The sequence below is a fragment of the Paraburkholderia phytofirmans PsJN genome, assembly GCF_000020125.1.
GTDB classification, from domain to species: Bacteria; Pseudomonadota; Gammaproteobacteria; order Burkholderiales; family Burkholderiaceae; genus Paraburkholderia; species Paraburkholderia phytofirmans.
On sequence record NC_010676.1, the window covers coordinates 2,594,772 to 2,620,149 of the forward strand.

Annotated in this window: 20 protein-coding genes and 3 pseudogenes; 11 read left to right on the top strand and 12 right to left on the bottom strand. The window is 61.0% G+C overall.

From position 1 onward, the window contains the following. Positions 1-24: 24 nt before the first annotated feature. Positions 25-774: an SDR family oxidoreductase gene (locus BPHYT_RS31380; RefSeq protein ID WP_012428166.1), complete on the top strand. Its 750-nt coding sequence runs from the start codon at positions 25-27 to the stop codon at positions 772-774. Between the two features lie 63 nt (positions 775-837). Further along, positions 838-1,596 carry an SDR family oxidoreductase gene (locus BPHYT_RS31385; RefSeq protein ID WP_012428167.1) on the top strand — a complete coding sequence of 253 codons (759 nt, stop codon included), beginning with the start codon at positions 838-840 and terminating at the stop codon, positions 1,594-1,596. Between the two features lie 372 nt (positions 1,597-1,968). On the opposite strand, the gene BPHYT_RS31395 is transcribed toward BPHYT_RS31385, so the two are convergent. The 8 genes from BPHYT_RS31395 to BPHYT_RS31430 form a co-directional block, all read right to left on the bottom strand. Further along, complete coding sequence (locus BPHYT_RS31395) at positions 1,969-3,717, bottom strand: thiamine pyrophosphate-binding protein (protein ID WP_012428169.1); 1,749 nt, start codon at positions 3,715-3,717, stop codon at positions 1,969-1,971. 306 nt (positions 3,718-4,023) lie between these two features. Then, entirely contained in the window at positions 4,024-5,769 is a 1,746-nt protein-coding gene (locus tag BPHYT_RS31400; protein ID WP_012428170.1) for a methyl-accepting chemotaxis protein, read from the bottom strand. Between the two features lie 373 nt (positions 5,770-6,142). Then, complete coding sequence (locus tag BPHYT_RS31405) at positions 6,143-6,838, bottom strand: SDR family NAD(P)-dependent oxidoreductase (protein ID WP_012428171.1); 696 nt, start codon at positions 6,836-6,838, stop codon at positions 6,143-6,145. Between the two features lie 20 nt (positions 6,839-6,858). Continuing rightward, on the bottom strand, positions 6,859-8,199 hold the full coding sequence (locus BPHYT_RS31410; protein WP_012428172.1) for an NAD(P)/FAD-dependent oxidoreductase: 1,341 nt from the start codon (positions 8,197-8,199) through the stop codon (positions 6,859-6,861). Between the two features lie 23 nt (positions 8,200-8,222). Further along, entirely contained in the window at positions 8,223-9,020 is a 798-nt protein-coding gene (locus BPHYT_RS31415) for an amino acid ABC transporter permease (protein ID WP_012428173.1), read from the bottom strand. 54 nt (positions 9,021-9,074) lie between these two features. Continuing rightward, positions 9,075-9,887, bottom strand: coding sequence for a substrate-binding periplasmic protein (locus BPHYT_RS31420; protein WP_012428174.1), 813 nt, complete (start codon positions 9,885-9,887; stop codon positions 9,075-9,077). Between the two features lie 33 nt (positions 9,888-9,920). Then, entirely contained in the window at positions 9,921-10,622 is a 702-nt protein-coding gene (locus BPHYT_RS31425; RefSeq protein ID WP_012428175.1) for an amino acid ABC transporter ATP-binding protein, read from the bottom strand. A gap of 52 nt (positions 10,623-10,674) precedes the next feature. Then, the gene (locus BPHYT_RS31430) at positions 10,675-12,000 is read right to left on the bottom strand and encodes an NAD(P)/FAD-dependent oxidoreductase (protein WP_012428176.1); all 1,326 of its coding nucleotides are present in this window, start codon (positions 11,998-12,000) and stop codon (positions 10,675-10,677) included. Between the two features lie 149 nt (positions 12,001-12,149). On the opposite strand from BPHYT_RS31430, the gene BPHYT_RS31435 reads away from it, so the two are divergent. Next, entirely contained in the window at positions 12,150-13,052 is a 903-nt protein-coding gene (locus BPHYT_RS31435) for a LysR substrate-binding domain-containing protein (protein ID WP_012428177.1), read from the top strand. Between the two features lie 103 nt (positions 13,053-13,155). Here the strand turns inward: BPHYT_RS31435 and BPHYT_RS38410 are convergent, their stop codons facing one another. Then, positions 13,156-13,716, bottom strand: coding sequence for a hypothetical protein (locus BPHYT_RS38410; protein WP_148225167.1), 561 nt, complete (start codon positions 13,714-13,716; stop codon positions 13,156-13,158). A 729-nt stretch (positions 13,717-14,445) separates the two neighbouring features. Here BPHYT_RS38410 and mreB point away from each other — a divergent pair. Both mreB and BPHYT_RS31450 read left to right on the top strand, forming a co-directional pair. Then, positions 14,446-15,477: a rod shape-determining protein gene (mreB, locus tag BPHYT_RS31445; protein WP_012428179.1), complete on the top strand. Its 1,032-nt coding sequence runs from the start codon at positions 14,446-14,448 to the stop codon at positions 15,475-15,477. A 127-nt stretch (positions 15,478-15,604) separates the two neighbouring features. Further along, on the top strand, positions 15,605-16,321 hold the full coding sequence (locus BPHYT_RS31450; RefSeq protein WP_012428180.1) for a DUF2968 domain-containing protein: 717 nt from the start codon (positions 15,605-15,607) through the stop codon (positions 16,319-16,321). Between the two features lie 274 nt (positions 16,322-16,595). Here the strand turns inward: BPHYT_RS31450 and BPHYT_RS31455 are convergent. Together BPHYT_RS31455 and BPHYT_RS37590 are read right to left on the bottom strand one after the other, a co-directional pair. Then, a pseudogene (locus BPHYT_RS31455) lies at positions 16,596-17,183 on the bottom strand (electron transfer flavoprotein subunit beta/FixA family protein); the annotation flags it as partial. Continuing rightward, positions 17,180-17,416 (bottom strand): annotated as a pseudogene (locus BPHYT_RS37590) (GMC oxidoreductase); the annotation flags it as partial. The pseudogenes BPHYT_RS31455 and BPHYT_RS37590, both read right to left, overlap by 4 nt. 21 nt (positions 17,417-17,437) lie before the next feature. On the opposite strand from BPHYT_RS37590, the gene BPHYT_RS31460 reads away from it, so the two are divergent. After that, positions 17,438-17,686, top strand: coding sequence for an FCD domain-containing protein (locus BPHYT_RS31460; RefSeq protein ID WP_238535694.1), 249 nt, complete (start codon positions 17,438-17,440; stop codon positions 17,684-17,686). 17 nt (positions 17,687-17,703) lie between these two features. Beyond that, entirely contained in the window at positions 17,704-18,510 is an 807-nt protein-coding gene (locus BPHYT_RS31465; protein ID WP_238535695.1) for an NAD(P)-dependent oxidoreductase, read from the top strand. Positions 18,511-18,692: 182 nt separating this feature from the next. Here the strand turns inward: BPHYT_RS31465 and wrbA are convergent, their stop codons facing one another. Beyond that, positions 18,693-19,295 carry an NAD(P)H:quinone oxidoreductase gene (gene wrbA / locus BPHYT_RS31470; RefSeq protein ID WP_012428183.1) on the bottom strand — a complete coding sequence of 201 codons (603 nt, stop codon included), beginning with the start codon at positions 19,293-19,295 and terminating at the stop codon, positions 18,693-18,695. Positions 19,296-19,832: 537 nt separating this feature from the next. Here wrbA and BPHYT_RS31475 point away from each other — a divergent pair. The 4 genes and pseudogenes from BPHYT_RS31475 to BPHYT_RS31495 form a co-directional block, all read left to right on the top strand. Then, positions 19,833-20,657, top strand: a complete 825-nt coding sequence (locus BPHYT_RS31475; RefSeq protein WP_012428184.1) for a BKACE family enzyme — start codon at positions 19,833-19,835, stop codon at positions 20,655-20,657. 520 nt (positions 20,658-21,177) lie between these two features. After that, a complete protein-coding gene (locus BPHYT_RS31480) occupies positions 21,178-21,954 on the top strand; it encodes an MOSC domain-containing protein (protein WP_012428185.1) in 777 nt (258 codons plus the stop codon). 585 nt (positions 21,955-22,539) lie between these two features. Then, positions 22,540-24,552 carry a hypothetical protein gene (locus BPHYT_RS36780; RefSeq protein ID WP_012428186.1) on the top strand — a complete coding sequence of 671 codons (2,013 nt, stop codon included), beginning with the start codon at positions 22,540-22,542 and terminating at the stop codon, positions 24,550-24,552. A gap of 376 nt (positions 24,553-24,928) precedes the next feature. Beyond that, positions 24,929-25,243, top strand: a pseudogene (locus BPHYT_RS31495) (IS21 family transposase); the annotation flags it as partial. Positions 25,244-25,378 lie beyond the last annotated feature (135 nt).

The window sequence follows — 25,378 nt, forward strand, 5'->3', positions numbered from 1 at the left end:
CAAACCACCTCACACGGAGTTTCGATGAAAACCGTACTGATCACCGGCTGTTCGTCCGGATTTGGCCTCGAGATCGCCCGCTATTTTCTGGCCCGCGATTGGCGGGTCGTCGCGACGATGCGCACGCCGCGCACCGACCTGCTGGCGCCTTCAGAGCGTTTGCGCGTGCTGGCTCTCGACGTCACCGATCCGGAAAGTATCAGCAAAGCGGTCGAAGCAGCCGGCCCGATCGACGTGCTCGTCAACAACGCGGGCTTCGGCGCGGCCTCGCCGGCGGAACTGGTCGCACTTGAGACGGTACGCGACATCTTCGAGACCAACACCTTTGGCACGATCGCCGTGACGCAGGCCGTGCTGCCTCAGTTCAGGCAACGCAGAGCCGGCGTCGTCGTGAATGTCACGTCGAGCGTCACGCTGAAGGCGCTGCCTCTGATTGCCGCGTACAGCGCCAGCAAGGCGGCGGTGAACGCATTCACGGCGTCAATGGCGTTGGAACTGGAGCAGTTTGGCGTGCAAGTGCGTCTTGTGCTGCCGGGCCGCGCGCCCGACACCCGGTTCGGCGAGAACGCCCGCGCCCGGATGCATGGTCTCGACCATGAGGCGTACGCCGATCTCGCCAGCAAAGTTATCGCAGGACTGCAGGATACCTCTTCGCCCACCACCCGCGCGCAAGACGTCGCCGAGGCCGTGTGGCGCGCGGCGACAGACCCGTCGTCGCCCATGCGCATCCCGGCCGGGGCAGATGCCGAAGCATGGGCGGCCGAGGTTCGCTGACCCGGCGACATGGATTGAAGAAGGCTTGTACTCGCGCGAGCGCATTACGTTCAGGAGATTGCTATGCACGAAAAATCCGTTGCCCTTGTAACTGGGGCGAACCAGGGAATCGGTCTTCAGATTGCGAAGGATCTCGCGGCGCGCGGCTTGACTGTACTGGTCGGGTCGCGCAACCTGGAACGCGGCGAGGCTGCGGCCACGGAAGTCGGGCTGGGTGCCGTCGCGCTCCAACTCGACGTGACGGATCAGGCTTCGGTCACATCTGCGGCAGCACGTATTCGAAACGAGTTCGGCCGCCTTGACGTGCTTATCCAGAACGCGGCCATTTCGAATACGAAGAAGCAGCCCGGTCAGTCCGTCGAGGAATATGCGAAGACAGCGCGCCCCGGCAACGTGGATCTCGATGAAATGCGCGCGGTGTGGGACACCAACGTGTTTGGCGTGCTGGCTGTGTACCAGGCGATGCTGCCACTTTTGCGCAAGACGCCGGGCTCCCGCATCGTTAACGTCTCGAGTGGCGTTGGGTCGTTGACGACGAACTCGAACCCTGCCTTCCCTTACCGTGCGATCTTCGGCCCTGTCTACGCGGCGTCCAAAACGGCCCTCAACGCTTTGACGGTGGCGATGGCCATCGAACTCGAGCCAGAAGGTATCAAGGTCAATGCCGTCTCCCCAGGCTTTACCAGAACTAACCTAAACGGATATGCAGGCACCGAGACCGTCGAGGAAGGCGCTCGCGAGGCGGTGCGCGTTGCGCTGCTGGGTGCGGACGGCCCAACGGGGACATTCACTCGCTGGAACGGGGACACGATCCCATGGTAATTTCTGTCGTGCTCGGGGTCTTCATCACGCGGGGGATCATGCGCGCGTTAGGCGACGAGCCAGCCGACGCTGCGAACGCAGCGCAACGCGTTGCGGAAGGTGATCTTGAGGCATCTACTACGCTTGCGCCGAACGACCGGAAGAGCCTGATGGCGTCGCTCGAATCAGACGAGCGACATGATATGCCCATGCGAGGCAAGGGTCTGAGACCGTTCGCAGGGTAGATGACCGGTTGCTCGGGCAAGCTGTCAACATCGGGCGGAATATTCCCGCTGGGCCGAGCACTGCCGTTTCTGCGGCAGTTTCTGTGCGGGCCTCTTACCCCTTGCGTTCAACCCGGTAAGCTCCACCACCACGAAACCAGGCGCACGTTCAGGGATGAGCCGCACATTCGGCGTAGTACCGGTTCGGTGCGGGGAATACGCCGGTCATTACTTCAATCAGGAACGGACCATCAAATCGGGACGCCTCGCTTAGCGCGTCAGCCAGATCCTGAAGGCGCTCGACCCTGCGCGCCGCGACTGCGAGCGAAGTCGCAAACGCAGCCCAGTTGTGGCTCGGCAGCCTGGTGAACCGTTCCGGAACGGAGCCCTTGCTGATCGCATCGATATGGACCGCGCCATGTGCCGAATTATTTAACACGATGTAAAGCATCTTGATGTTATATCGGGCCGCGGTCTGGATCTCCATTCCGTGCATCAGCATGCACCCGTCTCCAGTCACGACAACACATGGCCGTTGCGGGGCGGCAAGCTTGATACCGATCCCGGCCGCGATCGCCCAACCCATCGGCGCGAGAGAACTGGAGGAAAAGTAGTTGCCGATGCCCGACGAAAGCCAGTAGTGAGCCATGAATATCCGATGGGCGCCGGAATCGACCACGACGTTTGCGTCCTTCGGCAAGAGTTCGCACAGTTGCTTGACGACGTCCCCTGTATAGAGCGATTCGTCGCCATTTGGGTCCCGCGCGCCGGGATGCTCGAACTTATCGTCGTACAGAGGAATCCGGTTGACCTCAACGGCCCATGCTCTTCTTCGTTCCAGAACCGCGTGAAAGTCGGCGCGCCGGTTAGCGTCCATCTTTGAAAGCAGGCGAAATGAGGCACGAATTCCGGAAAACACACGGCTACGCGCAACATGGCCCATGGCGGGCGCATCGAAACTGTCGTCGAAGACGATCAACTCTTTCCAGGCAGTCAGCTTCTCCGTCCAGTTCATGCTGTCGCGCTGGTTCAGATCGCTGCCGAATACGACGAGGACATCGAGTTCGTCCGAGTTGATGACGCGAACGGCTCGCGAGTGGCCTGCGAATCCGTACACGCCGAGCGAAAGTACATGATCCTCAGGAAACGCCCCTTTCCCAGAAAGCGTAGTCGCTACAGGAATGCAAAATTTCTCGGCCACATCGAGTAAGGCCTTTGCGGTTTCCGGGTCATTGCCGCGACTGCCGATCAGAAACGCGACGCGCTTCGATGTGAGTAAAAACCGGTCGCATAAAGCCTGCAATGCTGCATGGTTCGCGGGGACTCCGGATGTATTGAACTCGCCATGATCGTACGGTTGTCGCGAGCCTTCCTGACCGGGCAAAGCGTCGTGCTGCTGGACGTCGACAGGAATGCTGATGAAAGATTGCGCGCGACGCATCCAGTCCAGCCCGTCCATGGCGCGACGCATTTCGGCTTGAAGATTGTCCTTGTTCTTCAACTCGACCACATTCTCTACCAGACTCTTCACCACGCCGCTTTCGAAAATGCCGCTCAGCGTAGCGTCCTGGAATGCACCTTTTCCTTCCGCGCGCGACGAGACACCGCCGGCAATGTACAGCACGGGAATCCGGTCTGCATGAGCGGACGCCATACCGGGCACGAAATTCATGGTGCCTGGTCCGGAAATGCCAACGCAGACACCAAATCTACGGCTGGCCCGCGCATAGCCGTCAGCCATGAACGCACTGCTGGTCTCATGTGCGCAAACAATTCCGCGGATCGACGGCGACTTGTCGATCGCATCCAGCAGGGGATAGATCATCTTCCCCGGCACCAGGAACACGTGGTCGATGTTCGCGGCTTCCAGCGATTTGACCACCGTTTTCGATACGTTTAGTCGGGCGCGTGATTCCATATTCCTGGGTACGATCCGAGCAGAAACCGTTATTCGGATCTCACTATCCCTCGTCCGGTCAACGCGTGCGGTCTCGAAAGAGCAACGCGATCGGGGCGGATGCAACCGGCATCTGGAGGCAGCGAGACGGCGTTGAACGCGCTGCACTGCGGCTGCAGTCGCGTCTCATGCTGTTTCATCGGGCCACCATGCAGCGGCCCGTGTCTCCATCCGTGGGTACTCTTTCTGTGCTGCGACGTTGCGCGTGTGACTCGCGAGTTGCGGTGTGTTCAATACCCGCTGCCGTGCAACTGCGCGCTGCTCCGTTCAGAATGTCTGCCAGTCGGCAGCCTCTGCGGTGTTGGTCGTGACTTCGGTACTGCCGCCGGCAAGGCGTGGCATCGCCGCGGGCTTCGTCGAGTTCGCAGGGAATGATGATTTGTGAATTCTCGACGGCGGGCGCTGTGATTCCTTCGAGGGCACATTCGTCGGTGACACAGAGACTTGCCTGTCGTCGACCTTGAAGAACGCGACCGCCGCGCGCAGACCCTGCGCCTGCTGTGCCATCGACTGGGCCGCCGCCGAAGCCTCTTCCACCAGTGCGGCATTCTGCTGGGTAACCTGGTCCATCTGATTGACCGCCTGGTTGACCTGTTCGATACCGGCACTCTGCTCCTGGGACGCCGATGAGATTTCGCCGACGATGTCGGTCACGCGTTTCACTGAAGCGACGATCTCATGGATCGTGCCGCCCGCCTGTTCGACAAGGGTTGAGCCCATCTCGACCCGGCTGACCGAATCGGCAATCAGGTCCTTGATTTCCTTTGCTGCGCTGGCACTGCGCTGTGCCAGCGCGCGGACTTCGCCGGCCACGACTGCAAAACCCCGTCCCTGTTCACCGGCACGAGCCGCCTCGACCGCCGCGTTGAGCGCGAGAATATTGGTCTGGAATGCAATACCTTCGATCACGCCGATGATCTCGGACATTTTCGCCGAGCTGCCGGAAATGTCGCGCATCGTAGCGACCACCCGCCCGACAACTTCGCCGCCTTGTTGTGCGATGCCGGAGGCAGTGGTGGCGAGCGTTGCTGCCTGTTTCGCGTTGTCCGTGTTGTGACGGACGGTCGCGGTCAGTTCTTCGATGCTCGAAGCGGTTTCTTCGAGTGATGCTGCCTGCTCCTCAGTGCGGCTCGACAGATCCAGGTTGCCTTGCGCAATCTGCGCACTCGCCGTGGCGACCCCTTCGGCATTTTCGCGGACCTCTGCCACGACCCGCGACAGCGCGTCACGCATTGCCTTCAGCGATGCCATCAGGCTGTGCGTGTCGCCGCGCCGCAGATCGATGCTTACGCTGAGATCGCCGGCTGCCACGCTTCTCGCAAGACTGGCGGCTGTCGCCGGCTCGCCCCCCAACTGCCGTGTCAAACTGCGCGCCAACCAGACGCCGATGCCCGCACCGATCAACACCGACAACGCCACCAGAACCAGCATCAGGTTGCGGCCTTGCTCGTACACCTGATCGTTGGATCCGGCCGTCGTCTGTGCATCGGTCTGTTTGCCATCGACGAGCTTGCCCATCAGGACTAGCGTCTTGAATCCCTTCTCATGGTATTCACCCAACAGATAGGCAGTGAGCGCAGCTTGCTCCTGCAGCCCCGCAGCGTTGATCCGGCCTTTCATTTGATTGAATGCGTCTATGTAGTCGTGCCAGTTCTGATCGAGTTCGGAAAAGGTGGCTTTGCCCTTCTCGGTATAGACAAGGGGTTCGGCTTGATCGAGATGTTCGCGCGCCGAGGCGAGAGCCTTTTCGGCCTGAGCGAGAGAGGCGGTCCGCTGCTCGGCAGTGGCGGCCAGAATGGCGTTGCGTAGATACGTGCCGACTCGCAGTACGTCGGCGTTTGCTTGCTGGATCCGGTTCAACCCCACGAGATCCAATCGATAGCTCATATCCGCATTTGCATTAATCTGGCCCATGCTGCGAACACCGATGACGCTAACGATGGCGCTAACCACCGATACCATGATGAAGGCGCTGATCAGTTTGGTGCCGAGTTTCATATTGCCAATATTCATAGCTAGCTTCGTCGACGTGAGAGAAATCTGAACAGGTGGAGAGCCGATGGCCATCCGCCCCGAGTGAGGCGGGCTGGCAATGGGTGCTGCATGTGGTTCATATAAGGGTTTACGGCAGCACGGATTTATTCTTCATACAAATTAGCGTTTTCCCGTAAATTTATTGTGTCCCGCCGGCCGTTCGAGTTATTGATTTGTAATCTTCGTTGGGGAGAGAGAAGCGGCGAGCCGTATGGCTGAGCATTAGCGCTCGCGGGGAAGGGCCGACATCGACGCATTGGTCCCGCTCTCTACGGGCGGAGGCCCTGGTTTGACGACGTAACGCCGTGCTCGATCTGGCATCGGGCGAAAGGCGGGCGCGCAAGTGCGGCCGCTAAAGCGTCTCCTCATAGCGGCAATTGACGAGCAGTTCCGCCACGCTCGTCGTATTCGGCAACTCGATGGTATTCACCACCAGAACCGCCAGGTCTTGCGGCTGCGTCATCGCCATCGGTTCGATATCGGCGATGCCGGCGGCCATGTCGGTGTTCACGAAGCCGGGGCATACCGCGGTCGCCCGAACGCCATCGTCCCAACCCGCGCGGCGCACCGCATGGGTGAGCGCCACCATCGCGTGCTTCGACATCTGATAGCCGACGTTCAGGTTCTTCACCCGTTTGCCGGAAAGCGACGCAAGCTGCACGAAACGTCCGTTTCCCGCGCGGCGCAAATGCGGCAGCGCCGCCTGCACCAGCCGGAAAGGTGCATTTACATTGATCTCGAAGGTCTCGGTCAAGAGCGCATCGGTGCCGGTATCGAAGTCGATCATGCGGCAGATGCCCGCGTTGCTCACCAGGACGTCGATGCGCCCGAAGCGCTCAGCCGTCGCATTTACCCAGGCGCGCGCGGCTTCGGGATCGCGCGCCTCGTAGGGGTGCAGGAACGCATCCGGCACGCCCTCGTAAGCGTGCGTATCGCGCAGACCGAGCGACAGCCTGAAACCGCGACGCGCCAGTTCTAGCGCAATCTCGCGTCCGATGCCGCGGCTCGCGCCCGACACCATTGCCACTTTGTCCAAGTACATTCCCATGTGCGGTCGGTCCTCGCGTATCAGAAGCCTGCGTCGATGGTGATCTTCGAGCCGTCGCTGAAGCGCTCGAGACGGAACGCGTGCGGATTGACGAGCGGTGCATCGTGGTTGACGAGGTCCGCCATCAGCCTGCCCGCGCCCGGACCGATACCAAAGCCGTGCCCCGAGAAACCAGTGGCGATAAACATGCCCGGCACACGCTCAACGCCGGAGATGACGGGAATCGCGTCCGGCGTCACGTCAATATATCCGGCCCAGCGCTGCGCGATGCGCGCGCCCGCCAGTTGCGGAAACGCTTCGGTAAAGGCCTTGAAACCCTTATCGACGTAAGGCACCACGGGGTCCGGATCGAGCGTGCGGACATGCTCGAAAACCGTCGATTCGTTGAGTGGCCAGCGGCGCGGTCGCTTAAGTTCGTCGAAGAAACGCTTGCCGATCTGAATCTGCAGCGCGCCCATCTGGCTCTTCAATGCTTCGATGTACTTGAAGAAGAGGCGGAAGGAATCGGGCGTGAGATCAGCGTGCGTGCGCATGCCGTATGCGACCGTGTAGCCGCCGTCCGCACGCTTGCGAAACGCAAATTCCTCGTTATTGGCGCTGCACGTGGGTCCGCCTTCGAGCGGCTCCGTGCGAAGCACGGACGCACGCGTGAGCAGTTGCGGCAGTTCCACGCCGAGATTGCCGCAGAAATAGCGCGTCCATGCGCCACCCGCCACGACGACCGCGTCACAGCGAATCGTCCCATGTTCGGTGACGACCGCGCTCGCGCGACCGCCGCTCGTTTCGATGCCGCGCACCGCGCACGGCGTGAGAATGCTGACGCCCTTGCGTCGCAGCGCGTTGGCGATGGCGGGCGCGGCCTTTTGCGGTTCCGCGCGCGCATCGCCCGGCGTGAAGATGCCGCCCTTGAACGTCTGCTTCGCGCCGGGCAGCAGGCGTAAGACTTCATGCGTGTCCACTTCGCGCGTGTCGAAGGCATCGTCACCTGCTATTTCACGAGCGCGCTTCAGCCAGTCGCGGTGACGTTCGAGCACGGCGTCATCGTTCGATACGTAAAGGATGCCACACTGGTTGAAGCCGGTGTCGATGCCGAGCGTTCTGTCGAGCGTGTGCCAGATTTTAAGGCTCTCGATGCTGAGCAGGAATTCGCGAGGATCGCGCCGTGTCACGCGCACCCAGCCCCAGTTGCGGCTCGACTGCTCGCCCGCGACGTGCCCCTTCTCGCACACCGCGACGGACAGCCCTTTTTCGTGCAACGCAAGCGCCGTTGATACGCCGATGATGCCGCCGCCGATCACGACTACATCCGCGCGTTCCGGCAGCTTGATATCGTCGGCGACGGTGTCGACTTTAGGACCCATGGTTTCTTTCAACGAAGTGAGAGTTACGAACGACGCTCGGCCACGGCCGCCGTCTGCGATTGCAGCGCTTCTTCAGCGTGCACGTTGCGCATGGTGCGCGATGTCTTCTGCTGACGCGCGGCGGGATTGATGAAGCGATTGGTCCAGCGGTCCAGATGATTGATCGCGTGCGTGAGCGGCACCGTGATGAGCAGATACACGGCGCCTGCCGCGACGAGCGGCGAGAGATTGGCCGTATTGACCGCCGCATTCTGCCCGATGGTGAACAGATCGCGCTGCGAGGTGAGCAGCCCGAGAAAGTACACGAGGCTCGAATCCTTGACGATGGAGATGAACTGATTGGCGAGCGCGGGCAGAATGCGCCGCACGCCCTGCGGCACGATCACATACCGCATGCCGCTCCAGTACGTCATGCCGAGCGCCTGGCACGCGGACATCTGCCCACGCCCAACGCTCTGAATCCCTGACCGGAATATCTCCGCGATATACGCCGACGAAACCAGCGCCAGCGCGACGATCGCAAGCGGATACGGATTCGGCCCGAAGAGGGAGAGTCCGATCGGCGCCAGCCCCTGCCCGACCACGAGGATGACCAGCGCGGCGGGCAGGCCGCGGAACACATCCACGAAAACGCGCACGGGCCAAGTGAGCCAGCGCGTATGCGATACGGCGCAGAGCGCCAGCGCCATTCCTGCCACGATGCCGAGCGCAGCGGAGATCACCGACAGGATCAGCGTGTTCACGAGACCCGTGCCGATCAGCGCCGGCAGCGATTCGACGAGCAGTGGCCAATCGAGGAAGTTCTGCAGGAACGCATTCATGAGGGCTCTCTCCTTGCGCTTGACGAGGCGTGACGAAGCAACAATGCCGGGCGCTTACTTCATCGCATACGGCGGCATCGGATCAGGCTTCGGATAGCCGGGATTGAACTGTTGATAGAGCTTGAGCCACGTCCCGTCCGCCACCAGTTCGCCGATGGCCTTGTTGACCGCCGCTTCTAGCTTCACGTTGCCCTTGCGCATCGGGAAGCCGGCCGGAAGATTCGAAGCTGAGATGTCGAGCTTGTCGGCGAGCTTCAGGTCCGGATACTTGCCTTGCAGCCCTTCGAGTAAGGTCTTGTCGATGAAGTAGCCGTCGATGTACTTGTTGCGCAGCGCGAGAAAGCCCGCATTGATATTCGGAAAGCGGACGATCTGCGCGCCCGGCAGATAGCTCTGCGAATACGTGTCCTCGATGGTCCCCTGCACGACCCCGATGCGCTTGTCCTTTACCGATGTCACATCCGCGCCGATCGTGCTGTCCGGCAGCGTGCCGACGCTCAAAAGACCCGTCAGATAGCCTTCCGAGAAATCGACCATCTTGAGGCGTTCCTTGGTAATCGAGATCGAGCCCGCAGCAAGGTCGACCTGCTGATTCGCCACGCTCGGCAGCAAACCTGCGAAGTCCTGCGCGCGGAAGTCGGCCGTGAGCCCGAGTTTCGCGGCGATAGCACGCACCAGTTCCACGTCGAACCCCGTCATCTTGCCGTTGTCGATATACGAGTACGGCTTGTTGTTCGCATCGACGCCGGCGACGATCTTGCCAGGCGTCAATGTGCCGACGTCATCGGCGGCGTGGGCGGCGATCGCCGCGCCGACCAGGAACGATGCGGCCACGGCAAGATGGCGTGCGAGAAGAAGTAATCGCATGGTGAGGCTCCTTTGGATTGGCTAACGGTTGATTCAATGCAGGATGCGCGAAAGAAAGTCTCGCGCGCGTTCGGAGCGCGGACGCTCGAAGAAGGCTTCGCGCGTATCGTCTTCCACGATGACGCCGCGATCCATGAACAACACGCGGTCGGCCACGCGCTTCGCGAAACCCATCTCGTGCGTGACGCACAGCATCGTCATCACATCGAGCACTTCGTTGACCATCTCGGGATCGAGCGCGGAAGTCGGCTCATCGAACAGCATGGCGACGGGGTCCATCGAAAGCGCCCGCGCAATCGCCACACGCTGCTGCTGCCCGCCCGACAATTGCGCCGGATACTTGTGCTCGTGACCGCTCAAGCCTACGCGGAGCAATAGCAAGCGTGCACGCTCCGCGGCTTTGTCGCGCGCGCGGCCGAGCACGTTCATTTGCGCGAGCATCAGGTTGCGCTGCACCGACAGATGAGGAAAGAGTTCGAAATGCTGAAACACCATGCCGACGCGCGCCCGTAGCCGCGAAAGATCCGCGCGCTTTGCCGTCACGTCGATGCCGTCCACCACGATCTGTCCGCTCTGCACCGCTTCCAGCCCGTTGACGGATTTGATGAGGGTGGACTTGCCGGACCCGGACGGCCCGCAGATCACGACGACTTCACCGCGCGCAATGCTCGCCGTGCAGTCGTTCAATACGCGATTGCCGCCATACCACTTCGAAACGTTGTTCAGCTCGATCATTGCGGCTCCTTTCGATGCTTCGGCCTTTTGATTTAATCCGCTTGTCTGCGCTTCAGGAGAGCGCTGCCCGCACACGGCCGTGCCACATATCGCCAATCCGGTACAGTGCACTGCCGACGGGTACCGCAAGCGTGCTGGCCATTCCCGCAACAGAGAGGGGAAACGCACCATCGCCGAACGCACCGACATCCTGCTCGACACCCGCCATATGTTTGCCGATGCGATGCCCGAGATAGCTCATCAGCGCAACGCCGTTGCCGTTGCAGCCGAGCGCATAGTGCACGCCGTCGTGCTGACCGATGTGCGCGAGTCTGTCCCCGGTCATTGCGACGAAGCCTTTCCAAGCATGCGTGACGCGCACGTCGCGCAGGGCGGGCCACAATTGCACCAGCTTCGCGTACAGCCGCCGCGCGGCCTCGCGTTCGTCGATCTCGCCGATGCCGGGCCGCGACCCAAAGATCATTCGCGTGCCGTCCGGCGACGGGCGCGTGTAGAAGAGATTGCGCTTCGAATCGCTGATCATGCGGCGGCCCGGATTGAGCACGTTCATGAGGCCTTCGGGCAGCGGCTCGGTGGCGATCTGATAACTCGCGACCGGCAACACGCGGCGCGAAAAGAACGGCAGCAGCGGACCCGTATAGCCGTTGGTGGCCACCAGCACCTGCTGCGCATCGAACACGCCGCGCGCGGTGTGCACGCGAAACCGCGTATTTCCCGTTCGTTCGAGCCGCTGCACCGCTGCGTGCGAATGCAGCGTCGCGCCGCGCCGGCGCGCGAGGTCGCGCAGCGCACGATGATATTTCGCGGTATGCAGTCCGCCGTATTCGTCGACGAGAATACCGCCGTAGTAGTAGTCGGAGCCGATGATGCCGCGCTGCGCATCACGCTCGATCACATGCACCGTGACGCCGGTCTTGTCGCGCAACAACTGGCCTTGGCGACGCAGCACGTTGAAATGCGCGGGCGTATAGGCGCCAAAGAAGCGGCCGGTGATGCGCAGGTCTGCGTCGAGCGATTCGTCGGCGATGATTCCCTTGAGATACTCGAAGCTCGCCATCGACTCCTGCATCAGACGCGTGAGACGTTCGGCGGGCACGCCGCGAATCGCGCTGGTCAGCGCGAGCTTCTGGCCGCTCGACACCATGCCCCCGCTGCGTGTGCTGCCGCCCGCGCCGATCTCGGCGGCATCCAGCACCGCGACGCGCGCGCCATACTTCGCAGCCTCCGCCGCCGCCGACAGCCCGCAATATCCGCTACCGACGATCGCCAGGTCCACGTTCGCCGGCAAAGGATCCGGCGCGGCCTCGGGCGGGGCGGCATCCCACCAGTAAGGGGTGCAGCGGAAAGTTTCGTGAAACAGCAACGCATCGGCACGCATGGACTCAGCCCTGTTCGCTTGATTCGAGCCCAGTGTCGCCCTCGCAAATCATCCGGTCAAATAGCGCCAAAAACGGCTTCCATTCATTTCTGATATGGCAAGCTGACGACTTCGGCCGTCGTTTGCGCGGCCCACGCCCGGAGAAAACGATGAATCTCAGGCAGGTCGAAGCGTTTCGGCTGGTCATGCTGCGCGGTTCAATGACGGCCGCCGCCGAAGAACTCGGCACATCGCAACCGAGCATCAGCCGCTTGATCGCGGAACTGGAAGCCGCAACGGGATTGACTCTGTTCGTGCGCAATGGCGGACGCATTCACGCCACCGACGCGGGCAGTGCGTTCTATCGCGAGGTGGATCGCAGCTTCGTCGGCCTCGAGAAACTGCAGCATTCGGCACGAGAGATTCTTGAGCTCGGCAGTGGGCGGCTGCGCATCGTGGCAGCGCCGGTGCTCGCGTTGTCGTTTTTGCCTGCAGTGATCGCGCGCTTCGTGGACGCCCATCCGCGCGTCGCGGTGTCGCTCGAAATGCGCAGCGAGAGCACGATCCAGCGCTGGGTGTCCTCGGGACACTGCGACGTCGGCTTCGCGACCACCACGCCGGATGCGTTCGGCGTGACGAGCGTGGAACTCTATGAGCTGGCGGGGCTATGCGCACTGCCCGCGCGTCATGAGCTTGCGGCGCGCACGCGGATTCGCGCGGCCGACTTGCGTGGCGAACGGCTCATCCTGCCTTCCCATGCGGACGATACGCGTGCCGCGCTCGAACGCACGCTGCGTCTGGCGGGCGCGGATCAGGTGCCTGCAATCGAAACGCCGTATGGCGCGACCATCTGCGCGCTCGTGACGCGCGGTGCGGGCGTGGGCATCGTCAATCCGCTCGCGACCGTGGATGCCGATCCGACGCGCATTGTGTTCCGGCCGTTCACGCCGGAGATATGGTTTCGCGGCTTCACGCTTTATCCGCAGACGCCGCGGGGCAATCCGGTGGTCGGCGCGTTTCTCGAACTCGTAGGCGAGCAGATGATGGTGTTGAGGCAGGACGCACAAATCTGAGTCTACGCATTAACGGATGACCAGTTCTTGCGGCGATCGGTGTCGCATGAATTGCACGGTCACGCGCTAGAACCCGGTCGTTAAGCTTCCACGGTTCGTCCATTTATTCCCCCACCTGCATTACTCGGATGCGCATAAATGCGCCTTCAAATGCCATTCCGAATCGGCTTATGGCGGAATAGGCGTATATAAAACTGCGTCCGTCCATGTCGCAGTTCATTAAAATGCATACCTGATGCATCATAAAATAAATCAATCTAGAGAGGGCCCCATGAATGCCCACGAACTGGAAACATACCGCGGCTTTACTATCCACATAGCGGTGCATGAGATGCCGAAGCAATGGGTCTGCGAGATCACCTTCGAGCGAGCGGAACAGCAAGCATGCAAGTGCAGTCCACCCATGTTCAGGCACCAGGCGTGCAGACTTAAAAGAAGCATGCTCACTTTCTCCATGGAAATGCAGTTCAAAGCGAGGATGCTGGTCGACGAGTGGATAGGCAAGCAACCCGATTGACGAAAGCACCGTCTCGATACCAGGTACAAAAGGCTCCAATCGTTTTCCGTCTGTACCCTTACCCAACGGTGTGAAGGCAAGCCGAACTACGTGCGGACGATGCAGGAGCAGGGACTCATCGAGCGAGCGGCGTAGGGCGAGATTCAAATCGCGATAGTGATCCCCGTCACGGAAAGTTCGTCTGGTTGCGTAGAGAATCGCGTTCTCTCAGGTGCGCGACACGGACCTCGATGTCGCGCGTCATTTAGTCGGGCCTCGCGCCCGACTCTTTTTCGCGTATGGGCTGCGAGGCGAAGTTAGGGTGATTAAGTGGCCGCGGTTGTTGCAGCCGTCTCTGGCGCGAGTGGCCTGACATGCGCGCCGCCATTTTTCGGCGCACCGATGCGTGAATGCTCCATGCTGACCGTTAACTGGGGTATCGGCCTTAACTGTCCTGGCATATAAACTCAGATTCGATTCCTCGGTGATCGACGCGCATCCAGACAGCGCAGCGACGGGAGTTAGTGCACCGACCGACATCCCCTTCATTATTTATTGGATTTTTCTTGTGCAGCTCTACCGCCTCGCTCGGCAAATACAGACTGCCTCCGCACCGGAGCTTATCGTCAATCGAGTAAGTGCGCTGTGACGGCGCGCACATTTCGAATCGGGTCGCTTTACGCGGTTCAGCGCCGGGCTTGTTCATCATGAAAGCGTTCCCTTTCAGTGTTGCCTTCGTGCGGATTAAAGAATTATCGCCTTTGGCCGATAACTGCGACGTCAACGCAAGATTGTCGCTTCATGCGCAAACGATTGCGTGCGTGCACATCCACATTAAAATTCACCGGGGAACTCGAACATGGATGATTGGCCCACAGCTACGCGCTATTCATGCCGATGAGGCACTGGTTGCGCTTTCGCCCCCCTGAGCTGGCCCTCGACGTAGGAACTGCAAACACGCGAATTCACATCTCGGGGGCCGGCCTGGTCCTGAGTCAGGCATCGGTGCTGTGTACTCATGGACGCGACTCGTTACGGGCGGGCGGACGTCCGACAGTGTCCGTGGGTGACGAGGCCAGGAAAATGCTCGGCAGACTGCCGCAGAACATCGAAGCCATCACGCCAATCCGGGGCGGCGTCATCTCGAACTTCCAGGCAAGTGAGCAGATGATCCGGCAATTCGTGCGCCACGCGCGCAAAGGCCGGCGGCTGACGAACGCGCCGCGCATCACCGTCAGCGTCCCGGGCGGTGCGACCCAGGTGGAGCGCCGCTCCTTCAAGGAAGCGATCCACGGCGCAGGTGCTTCCCACGTTGCGTTGTTCGAGAGACCGCTGGCCGCAGCCCTCGGCGCTGGACTCGCCATCTCCGAAGCGACAGGCTGCATGGTTGTCGACGTGGGTGCGGGCACAACCGAGATCGGCGTCATTGCACTCGGCAGCGTCGTGCGTGGGGCATCCGCGCGCGTGGGAGGCGACACCTTTGACCAGGCCATTGTTAACTACGTTCGCCGCACGCACGGCTTGCTGATTGGCGAGCACACCGCGCAACGAGTCAAGCTGGAGATCGGCAGCGCACTGCCGCCTACGTACGAGCTGGTCACGGGGGTGACCGGTCGCAGCCTCGCCGAAGGCGTCCCGCGCTCCATGACACTATCGAGCCACGAAATATACGAAGCGATCATCGAGCCGCTCGACCAGATCGTGTCGCTGCTAAGACGTGTTCTGGAGAGTACCCCACCGGAGCTTGCAGCCGACATCGCCGATCGCGGGTTCACGCTGACCGGCGGCAGCGCCATGCTGCGAGGCCTCGATCAACGCCTGCGTGAGGAAACAGGACTGCCCGTAGCGGTCGCTGACCAACCGATGACGTGCGTTATTCGCGGCACAGGGCTCGCGATCGAGACGCTCGATCCTCACTTCTTTGCGTAGCGGACACACCAACACATTTCCCGTCGAACCTTCAGCGTATCCTCTGAATCAATACATCGCCATGCGACACACACGAACCAAATCCCTCCGCCTCGCCGCATTGACATTGGCGTTGACCGCAGCCCAGATGTTGCCCGGCGCCCATGCGAGCGAGGCCGCAGGTACTCTGGGCGCTTCCGATGCGACTGCACAGTTGCCACTAGAACAGCCAGTCGGCTCAGGTCCTGCAAGTCTGTCCGCGACGTCCGTATCGTCGAACGAGCACACGGGCGGTGACGTTTCGAGACTCACCCAACTGGTCCAACAGGGCCGAGTGACACTGCTTCGCTCGACGGCGGCCGGCAATTACAGCGCATCCCTGTCATTTTTCGGTGACGATCTAACCTACTACGTCGCGCTTTTGGAGCAAAACACTTACTGGCGGGTAATCGCAACGCGGAACAAGAAACGGGCTGAAGCCGTGTACGCCAACTTTGTGACGCAGACCGGTAGCCTGGCAGCCGTGCAAACCAGGCGTGCCGAGCTGGCAGCGCAGGAAGCAGCGACCCAGCGCCTGATCGAGCAGGCGCAAATCAAGGCACAACAGCTGCAGGCCGACGCCGAGATCGCCCAGACGCAACGCGACGAAGTCGCTACACAGCAAGCGCTGGCCGCAGACCAGGTCAAGAACCTGAAGGCCGCAGATCAGGACGCGCGCAAGAAGCTCTCGCAGATCAGGCATCAGGTTGTTGGGCTGCAGATCGCGTCGAATTTTGGGCTCCCTCCGGAACATTCGGCACGATTGCGCAAGACCGGAAAACACGCTCAACACACCAAAAGTGCCACGTTGGCAACGGCGCAGTGAGCCGTGCGGATTCCCCGGAGGTGCGTGAAGTGAAGGTCCGCCTCATTGCGGCAGAAGCGCGTGGCTGCTGCACAGCAGCCTGCTGGCCTGTTGCGCAATGCGAAGGCGGACAAGGAACGGAACTCACCTGAAACAGGGGATGTCCGGGCGCCTTTGCGCACTGCGACAGACATGATCACGGCGCCTGCTTTGTCTACGATGTAAAGTCCAAACTCGGCGCGTCCAGCACCGGCGAGGTTCACCCATTTCTGAAGCTGTCTTTTGCCAAAGAAACGGCGGTCATGATGTTCGGCAGCGTGACGTAGCGCGGCTCGTTCAGGCGCAGGTCGGTCGTGACGACAGCGGGCAGCGTCAGCGACAGCGACAGCGTTTCAGCGCCGCCATCGACTTCACGCGACACGGTTGCCTTGCCGTCAGCGACGACAACCTTCGATGCAAACGTCGCTTGCGGCAGGCCAGCTAGCGCAGCGAGCATCTGACCAGTCTGGTTCGAATCGTCGTCGATAGCCTGCTTGCCGAGAATGACCAGCGAAGGCTGTTCCTTGTCGACCAGCGCCTTCAGCAGCTTGGCCACGGCCAGCGGCTGCAGTTCCTGCGAAGACTCGATCAGGATCGCGCGATCAGCACCGATGGCCAGTGCCGTACGCAGCGTTTCCTGCGACTGCGTGACACCCGCCGACACGGCGATCACTTCCGTCGCCACGCCCGCTTCCTTCAGACGTACCGCTTCTTCAACCGCGATTTCATCGAACGGATTCATCGACATTTTCACGTTCGCGATGTCGACGCCCGTGCCGTCCGACTTGACTCGAACTTTCACGTTGTAATCGACCACTCTCTTGACTGGCACCAGGATTTTCATACCGTCTCCTTCGAATACGCCGACGACGCGTGCGCCGCCATCGGCGAACGGATCATGTCTGCCGCGCGCTCAGCCAGCATGAGCACCGTCGCATTGGTGTTGGTCGAGGTTATCGACGGCATCACCGAGCCGTCGACGACGCGCAGGCCTGTCGTTCCGCGCACCCGCATTTCAGAATCGACAACGCTCATTTCGTCCTCGCCCATCCGACACGTGCCAGCCGCGTGGTAAACACCGAGTTCCACCGTCAGTTAATGGCGGCGACCAAGAATCCACGGCTGATCACGATCAATCAGGCCGTCGAAGACGAGCTGACGCTCTACATTCACAAGGGCGTGTATTCATTCACGCAGATGCAGCGCTCCTCGAAAGAACACCGCGAACTTTTCGAGGCGCTGCGCGCGGGCCAAGCCGACGCGGCTGCGGAGGCTTTCGAGAACCACGTGCAGACGGGAAAGAAACGCATGCTCGACACTGTGTCCACGAGCCCGTCCGAACGTTAATGAAGTGGAGCAGCTTGTTGAAAACCATCGTCTTTCTGGACCGCGCGACGCTGTCGGGCGATGTGCTCGATCAGCTGCCGCATCTGGAACTGATCGGCGTGCCCGCCGCAGGCGTCAATCATCTGGATACCGAAACATGTCGCAAACGGGGCATTGGCATCGTCGCGTGTCCGGGCTATTCGACGATTTCCGTGCCCGAACACGCGTTCGCGTTGATGCTCGCGCTCCGCCGCAACCTTATGCCTTACTGGCACGACGTCTATGCTGGCGGCTGGAGCGGATCGCCCACCTTTTACGCCGAACTGCATCCGATCCAGGATCTGCACGGATCGACGCTCGGTATCGTCGGTGCCGGTCACGGTGGAAAGCGTCTCGCCGAACTGGCCCGTGCGTTCGGCATGCGGGTACTGTTCGCGGAGCGCAAGCGCGCGAGTTGCGTGCGCGACGGCTATGTGGCATTTGACGAGGTGCTGCGTGAGGCCGATACGATCAGCCTGCATTGCCCGCTTACCGACGAAACGCGGCATTTGTTCGGTCTCGCCGAATTTGAGCGAATGAAGCGCAGCGCGTCACTCGTGAACGCCGCGCGCGGCGGTATCGTCGACGAGGGAGCGCTGATCGAGGCACTCGACCGCAAGCTGATCGCGAATGCCGCGCTCGACGTCCTCGAGCAGGAGCCGCCCGCGGCCGATCATCCGCTGCTATCCAGAGCGCGCACCGATCTGATCGTGACGCCGCATGTTGCGTGGCGAACCCAGGTGGCCATGAAGCGGCTCGTCACGCAACTCGCACGAGGCATCGCAGAGCATTACGCGCAGCATTGAGAACAGCACTTGACGAGGCCGTTTCGCGTCGGCGTGCGAGCGGCGCGCGTACAGGCCGGGACGGCCAACGTCGTCCCAGAGGATATCCGCCAGCCACAAGCGACTGTCGAAGAGCACAAACAGCGGGTTTATCCGGCCGAAGCGCAGCTCCGGCGAGACTCAACGGGTTCGAACCGGCTACGCTAACCCGCAATCTTTAACGCGAGCGAAGCGACGTGTTTGCCCTGGAAGCGGGCAATATCCAGTTCATTTTGTGACGGTTGCCGGCTGCCGTCGGCGCCGGCCAGTGTGGTCGCACCGTAGGGTGTGCCGCCAGTGATCTCGGTCATATTGACCAGTCCTGCGCAGGAGTAAGGAACGCCCACGATCACCATGCCCTGATGTAACAGTGTGCTGTGGAACGACGTGATGGTGGTTTCCTGACCGCCGTGCTGGGTGCCGGTCGAAGCAAAAACGCTGCCGATCTTGCCGACGAGTGCCCCTTTCATCCACAGTCCGCCGGTTTGATCCAGGAAGGTGCGCATCTGTCCGGCCATGTTGCCGAAGCGAGTCGGCGTGCCAAAGATGATGGCGTCGTAATTGGCCAACTCGTCAGGCGTCGCCACCGGCGCCTTCTGGTCGAGCTTGACCCCGTGGGCTGCAGCCTGGTCGGCCGGAATTGTTTCAGCGACTCGCTTGATCGTCACTTCGGTGCCCGGCACGGACCGTGCACCTTCGGCCACTGCGTCGGCCATCGTTTCAATGTGACCATACATCGAGTAATACAGCACGAGTACTTTTGCCATGATCGCTCCTTGTTGAACGCCATCCTGGGGAATCCGGACGACCATCAAAGCGCACCGTAATCGGCGAATACCGTGCTAGGCAGGCAAAAGTCCATCGCCGCGCCGTCGGTTGCCCTTGGGTGCCAGCCGGCCGACTTCAGCTTAGCATATGGAGTCGACGCCCCCGTCATGACGATTGGCCGGTCCTGGAGGAAGTCTGAACAAACTTCCGCTTGCGGCGCTCTACAGCAATGTGCGGTGCTCTTGTATAGATTTAATGGTGTTGTTCGTCCGTCACCGCCGGCGAGGGCATCCAGAATAGCCTCAAAGGCCCCTGTCGGGTGTCGACCGGCTGCGTCGCCGACTATCGATACTCCCTCGGTATCATTGTGGATTCAAGCAGTATTGGACGAAGCCAAGGGGCCGCCATACGATGCATGGGTATTGTTGGCCAATACGATGGAGGACAGCGCCAATCAGCGCAGAGGTCGCCCTCTCGGTAACGCCGGAGGCACCAGCAATACGCTGTTCCCTCTACCTAATCTGATGAGATCAAGCATGAACAAGCCCTGTATCATTTCTGTTGCAATCACGGGATCACTGCCGCGCAAGAAAGACAATCCGGCTGTGCCGATCACGGTGAACGAGCAGGTGGAATCAACTCAGGCGGCATTCGAAGCCGGCGCGAGCTTGGTTCATCTTCACGTACGCAACGATGACGAAACTCCCACGTCGAATCCCGATCGTTTTGCGCTGGTGCTGGAAGGCATTCGCAAGCACGCGCCGGGCATGATCACCCAGGTGTCCACCGGTGGTCGCTCCGGGGCCGGTAATGAAAGAGGTGCCATGCTATCCCTGCGGCCTGACATGGCATCTTTGGCAACCGGCTCGGTCAATTTCCCAACGCGGGTTTATGACAATCCACCGGACCTGATTGACTGGCTCGCCGCCGAAATGAAAGCCTACGGCATCAAGCCCGAAGTCGAGGCCTTTGACCTGTCGATGATCTTTCAGGCTGCAGCTATGCAGGCGGCGGGCGCAATCGTCGGTCCCCTGCACATCCAGTTTGTCATGGGCATCAAGAACGCAATGCCTGTCGATCGCGAAGTGCTTGAATTCTACGTCCGAACCCTCAAACGCCTTTCGCCCGATGCCACATGGACCGGCGCCGGCATCGGCCGCAATCAACTGACAATGGCTCGTTGGTCTCTCGAACTTGGGGGGCACTGCCGCACCGGATTAGAGGACAACGTGCGAATGGACAAGAATACGCTTGCCCCGTCCAATTCAGCGCTCGTGCGCCAGGTTGCCGAACTTTGCGAGGAGTTTGGTCGCCCCGTTGCGACCGCAGCCCAGGCCCGCGAGATCCTGAATCTGAGCTGAAGAGCGCGATATCGCTAATGCTGGTCAACCGCTACGAACGTGATCCGGGTGCGCGATCTGCGCGATAGCGCACTACGGATGCGCCATGTGCGGGCTGAGTCGCAGAGGAAGGCGTATCTGTGCGGGATAGCAAGGCCGACATCGCCGCGATCCGTACGGCCGCTGCCAAGTCTGGAACTGACGTCCGCATGTCATTGCTATTGCGAGCACGAGCGGCTAGAGGTGGCCGGATTCAGCCCGACGGCGTTCGGCGGGAGTCGCTCCCGTTCGCGACCCCAGTTAGGCTCTGCGAATGCCGCCACTGCGCTCCAGACCAACCGGTCTGCCCCGCCAGCGCTCGAATGCAACTCGACGGCACCGTTCGTGTCCCCGCCTATCCATGCTTACAACGGACTGTTTGCGCATATTGAGCGCGCCGCTTGTCGATCCATCCCCGGCTCCTAATGGCTTGTCCCCCTCACCAAGTGCTATGTTAAGCACTGCGGGATTAATGGCGTGAATCATTGACGGAACCGGAATAATGACGAAAGTTATCAGTCTCTACCGCTATCCAATCAAGGGGCTCTCTCCCGAGCCCTTGACGAAAATGGCCGTCAGTCACGCGCAAGGACTGCCCTTCGACCGCGCATTCGCGTTGGCGCTCGGCACGACGCGCTTCGATCCGGAAGTCCCCGAGCCGCTCGACAAGGGCTGTTTCTTGATGCTGCGCAAGAATGAAAAGCTTGCTGCGCTGGGGACGCGGCTGGATCCAGAAACCGGCACGCTCACCATTCGCTATCGCGATGAGATTGTGCTTGAGGCGGCGACGACGAGTGCTGCGGGCCGCGAGGCGATCGAGGATTTCATGGCGGGTTATCTGGGCGAAGCGACTGAAGGCCGCCCCCGCCTCATCTCGGCCGAAGGCCACAAATTCACGGATGTCAGCGTGGTTTCGCCGGTCATGATGAAAGCGATCTCGGTGATCAACCTGGCCTCCGTGCGGGCGCTTGAGGAGGCGACCGGAATTTTCGTGCACCCCCTGCGCTTCCGCGCCAACATCTATCTCGATGGCGTGCCTGCCTGGGCGGAGTTCGACTGGCTCGGTCGGGAAGTCGAGATTGGCGGGATACGCTTTCGCGGGGCACGACGGACGCGGCGCTGTGCCGCCACCAACGTCAACCCCGAGACCGCCGCACGCGACGCCAATCTGCCGAAAGCAATCTTGCAGCATTTCGGCCATACCGATCTCGGCATTTATCTTGAGGTACTGAACGACGGCGTCTGTTCGGTCGGCGATGCGGTGACGGTCGCGGCCTGACGAGGCCGAAGAGGCCATCAGGGATTGGAGATCCTTTTCGTCTGACCAGCGCTTTACTTCCGGCTTCCTTCGGATTCTGCCAGTGTTGCCATGCTGCCGGTCATCCCCACGAGCAGTTTTGCCTCGGGACGCAAGCCGCTTGTATCTGTCTCCATGGCTTCAGATCGTCGTACCTCAATCTCTTTTTGCGGTTGTCCGCCTTGCGCTGGAGTTTGGTTCGGATATCTCCAACGCGCGCACCCGAGGCGAGCATCGAACCAATGCTCGACAATGCTGACGGTGCTAACTACTCGGCCGTGCGTTGCTGGTTTAGAAAATTGAGCAGCACAACACTGATTTTTTCGGGAGCCTCTTCGAGCATGGTGGCCAATGCCCTTGAGCACTTGTCAGCGACCTTGCAACCAGCTATCGCCATGACTATAAAAATGCGGAAGTTGTAATCGTCTCCTAAGAAGTACGCAAGTTAGTTCGTATTGCGTATTAGATATTTACTTCGTTCCGCAACTGTAGAAAGCACCACTGTCCACGCTTGAACCGATCGAGTTTGCACGCAGTACTTTCTGCACTTTCTCTGAGGCATCGATCATGGCTGACGCAATTGCGCAGTCCGGACACGCGACGTTCCGGCTCCCTCATTTCACACCTGTCATGCTCGATCCGACCGAGCATCGCACCGCAATCGAGACGGCGCTCGAGTTGGCCGAGCGCGCGGGACTCGTCAGCCGGCACGGTCCCACTCCGATGTTGCTCGGTACGACGAGGCCTCGATCATGGTCGCTCGCTGCCGACCAGACACCGTTCAAGAACCAGTCGGACCGCGGCACATGCTGGGCATTCGCCGGTGCTTCTGCGCTAGAAGCCGCGTATCACCGACGATTTGGGCTAACCCTCGATCTTTCCGAGGAGTACGTCTTTCACATGGGCAAGGCGTTCGCGCTAAACCGCACCACAACCGGTCTGCCGGCTCAGCCCGTCGAGAACAATTCGTCGCTCACGGGCTTTCAGGGCTCGGGCGATATCGCGCAGAAACTGTCAGAGAACGCTGTGCCCGACGAGACCGTCGCGCCTTATCTCACCAGTCAGGGCGCTCTTACCGGCATATTGCCGACCCTCGGTTACGCAGGTGTGGGCGCCCTCGTCTCGCAAGAAGACTTTGACGCATTGGAGTTCTGCGAACAGCACGTCCCGCTGATCGCGCGCGTCAACTGCCGCTACCGTGCAACAGGTTTTGCGAGCATCGGCGGCACACCGAGCATCGAAGCGCTGGAAAACGTCATCCTGTCCAACCATGAGGTGATCTGCGACGTGCAGCATCTGACCGCGCCCGCCGGCGGCCATGTCCTGACGCTGATCGGCTTCGACAGCGACCGCAAGGTGTTCACCGCGAAGAATCACTGGGGCGAAAACGCCTTCATCGAGATCGCGTACCAAAGCGATCCAAACTGGCAGATCCTGAGCGGCTGGTACATCACGGACGTGGTCGATCCCACCTTCGTGCAGAACCAGGCCTGCTGGCTCGGCAACTGGCACGTGAAAACGGCGAACGGAGACTTCAGGCTGCTGCTGCGTCGATCCGAAGATTTCGCGGCGCCCGGTCAGCCGACGCGGCTCGGGCACGCCTACCTGGCCGATGGACGTCACGATGTGAATGGGCACTTCTCGGCCAACGGCCAGCGACTGACGGCCTTCATCGCGTCTGGCACAGGGGCTACCATGCCGGGAACCGAGACAGGCACGAAGCTCGAAGCCGACCTCGATTTCGCCGACGTGTACGAGCAGTTCGGCACGATGAACGGGCCGGTCGAGCTCAGCCGCTTCAATACGCGCTTTGCCGCGCTGTTCGTGCCCGACGGCGGCGAAACCTGGCAGGCGCGGCACGGTATCGACGCCGCCGCTTACCAGAATCTCTTCGACACCTTGCCGGGCCAAGGCTTCCGCCCCGCCTTCCTCGGTGCCTACTCTGAGGGACGAGGCACGCGCTTCAACGCGGTCTGGCTCAAGCGTGACGGCCCGCTCTGGGCGGCGCGGCATGGACTCACCGCTGCGGCTTATCAGGTGGCCTTTGACCAATTCGTCGCCGATGGCTTCCACCCCGTCGTCGTATCGGGTTACGCGGAGAACGGCGAGGATCGCTATGCTGCGCTTTTCGAGCAGGGTTCAGCACCGGAATGGCACGCACGCCACGGCCTGTTGCCGAACGATTACCAGTCGACCTTCGATGCACTCTCTGCTGCCGGCTTCGTTCCCGTGCAGGTATGCGGATACCGCGTCAACGTCGGCCTGCGTTTCGCGGCGATATGGCAAAAGCTGCCGGGCATCGAGTTCATCGGCCGCCACAACCTGACGGCCAGCCAGTATCAGACCGCGTTTGACGACGCCCTCGCGCGCGGCTTCCGGCTGGTCTGTGTGAACGGCTATTCGAACAGTGGCATCGCGAACTATGCGGCGATCTGGCATCGTGGTGGGCAAAGCGTCGCCTGGCAGGCGCGACACGGCGTCGATGCTGCGGGCTATCAGCGCATCTTCGACGAACTTGCTACGCGCGGCATGCGCCCGGCCGTCGTGTCGGGTTACGGTGACGGCTTCTACCCGGCTTGACCGTCTAACGCGCGGGAAGGCCTGCTGTGGGCAGCGTCAAGTTACCGGGAATGAGACGGCACTACGGCAGGTCTGACGGCTATCAGAAAGCGGTCGGCACATTTCGCGCGAGTTCGACGAATTCGCGCCACCGAACGAGCGGCTTCGATAGAGCGAAGTGCTCAATAGACGTCGGTCGCATGCGAAACGTTGCCGGATCGGCTCGAAGCACGGAAGAGAATTCTGTACGCGTCGCGCGCGCATGGAAGCGCGCCATGGAGCAGGACCGCCTTCGGAATACCCGCAAGTAGAGACGATGCCGCCACATTGAGCAAGCCGTCACGCGACCACCCGAGCGAATCCACAAACGCGTCGCTTACATATTCCACCTGAAGCATTCGGCGGCGTCACGAGAGAAATCGTTTATGACAATATGAAAACAGTGATCTTGAAACACGATGCCTATGGCGAGAAGCAGCACCGATTTCATCCGGGGTTCACTGACTTCGCCAAACACCATGGGTTCGTACCTCGCGTGTGCAAGCCATACCGCGCGAAGACGAAGGGCAAGGTCGAGCGTATGAACGGATATCTGCGCTACAGCTTCTGGGTCCCGTCGGTTTCAATGCTCAAACAGGCACGGCTCACAGCCGACTGCGGCCTGTGCAATGAGCGCGTCAGACTATGGTTGCGCGACGTCGCCAACGTCCGATTTCGACACGCGTGACTGCCCAAGGCAAAGAATGTCAAAGCTTCTAGGTCCTCGCCTTCCGGAAGGCGCGATTCTCGACCTTTTGTCCGCCGCCGTCGAATGTCCCAAGCTGGCCGTTTTGTACGCCTTGCTCCA

Coding starts and splice junctions, on each gene's coding strand:
- BPHYT_RS31380 (WP_012428166.1), top strand. CDS start 25: ATGAAAACCGTACTGATCACCGGCTGTTCGTCCGGATTTGGCCTCGAG.
- BPHYT_RS31385 (WP_012428167.1), top strand. CDS start 838: ATGCACGAAAAATCCGTTGCCCTTGTAACTGGGGCGAACCAGGGAATC.
- BPHYT_RS31395 (WP_012428169.1), bottom strand. CDS start 3,717: ATGGAATCACGCGCCCGACTAAACGTATCGAAAACGGTGGTCAAATCG.
- BPHYT_RS31400 (WP_012428170.1), bottom strand. CDS start 5,769: ATGAATATTGGCAATATGAAACTCGGCACCAAACTGATCAGCGCCTTC.
- BPHYT_RS31405 (WP_012428171.1), bottom strand. CDS start 6,838: ATGGGAATGTACTTGGACAAAGTGGCAATGGTGTCGGGCGCGAGCCGC.
- BPHYT_RS31410 (WP_012428172.1), bottom strand. CDS start 8,199: ATGGGTCCTAAAGTCGACACCGTCGCCGACGATATCAAGCTGCCGGAA.
- BPHYT_RS31415 (WP_012428173.1), bottom strand. CDS start 9,020: ATGAATGCGTTCCTGCAGAACTTCCTCGATTGGCCACTGCTCGTCGAA.
- BPHYT_RS31420 (WP_012428174.1), bottom strand. CDS start 9,887: ATGCGATTACTTCTTCTCGCACGCCATCTTGCCGTGGCCGCATCGTTC.
- BPHYT_RS31425 (WP_012428175.1), bottom strand. CDS start 10,622: ATGATCGAGCTGAACAACGTTTCGAAGTGGTATGGCGGCAATCGCGTA.
- BPHYT_RS31430 (WP_012428176.1), bottom strand. CDS start 12,000: ATGCGTGCCGATGCGTTGCTGTTTCACGAAACTTTCCGCTGCACCCCT.
- BPHYT_RS31435 (WP_012428177.1), top strand. CDS start 12,150: ATGAATCTCAGGCAGGTCGAAGCGTTTCGGCTGGTCATGCTGCGCGGT.
- mreB (WP_012428179.1), top strand. CDS start 14,446: ATGAGGCACTGGTTGCGCTTTCGCCCCCCTGAGCTGGCCCTCGACGTA.
- BPHYT_RS31450 (WP_012428180.1), top strand. CDS start 15,605: ATGTTGCCCGGCGCCCATGCGAGCGAGGCCGCAGGTACTCTGGGCGCT.
- BPHYT_RS31460 (WP_238535694.1), top strand. CDS start 17,438: ATGGCGGCGACCAAGAATCCACGGCTGATCACGATCAATCAGGCCGTC.
- wrbA (WP_012428183.1), bottom strand. CDS start 19,295: ATGGCAAAAGTACTCGTGCTGTATTACTCGATGTATGGTCACATTGAA.
- BPHYT_RS31475 (WP_012428184.1), top strand. CDS start 19,833: ATGAACAAGCCCTGTATCATTTCTGTTGCAATCACGGGATCACTGCCG.
- BPHYT_RS31480 (WP_012428185.1), top strand. CDS start 21,178: ATGACGAAAGTTATCAGTCTCTACCGCTATCCAATCAAGGGGCTCTCT.
- BPHYT_RS36780 (WP_012428186.1), top strand. CDS start 22,540: ATGGCTGACGCAATTGCGCAGTCCGGACACGCGACGTTCCGGCTCCCT.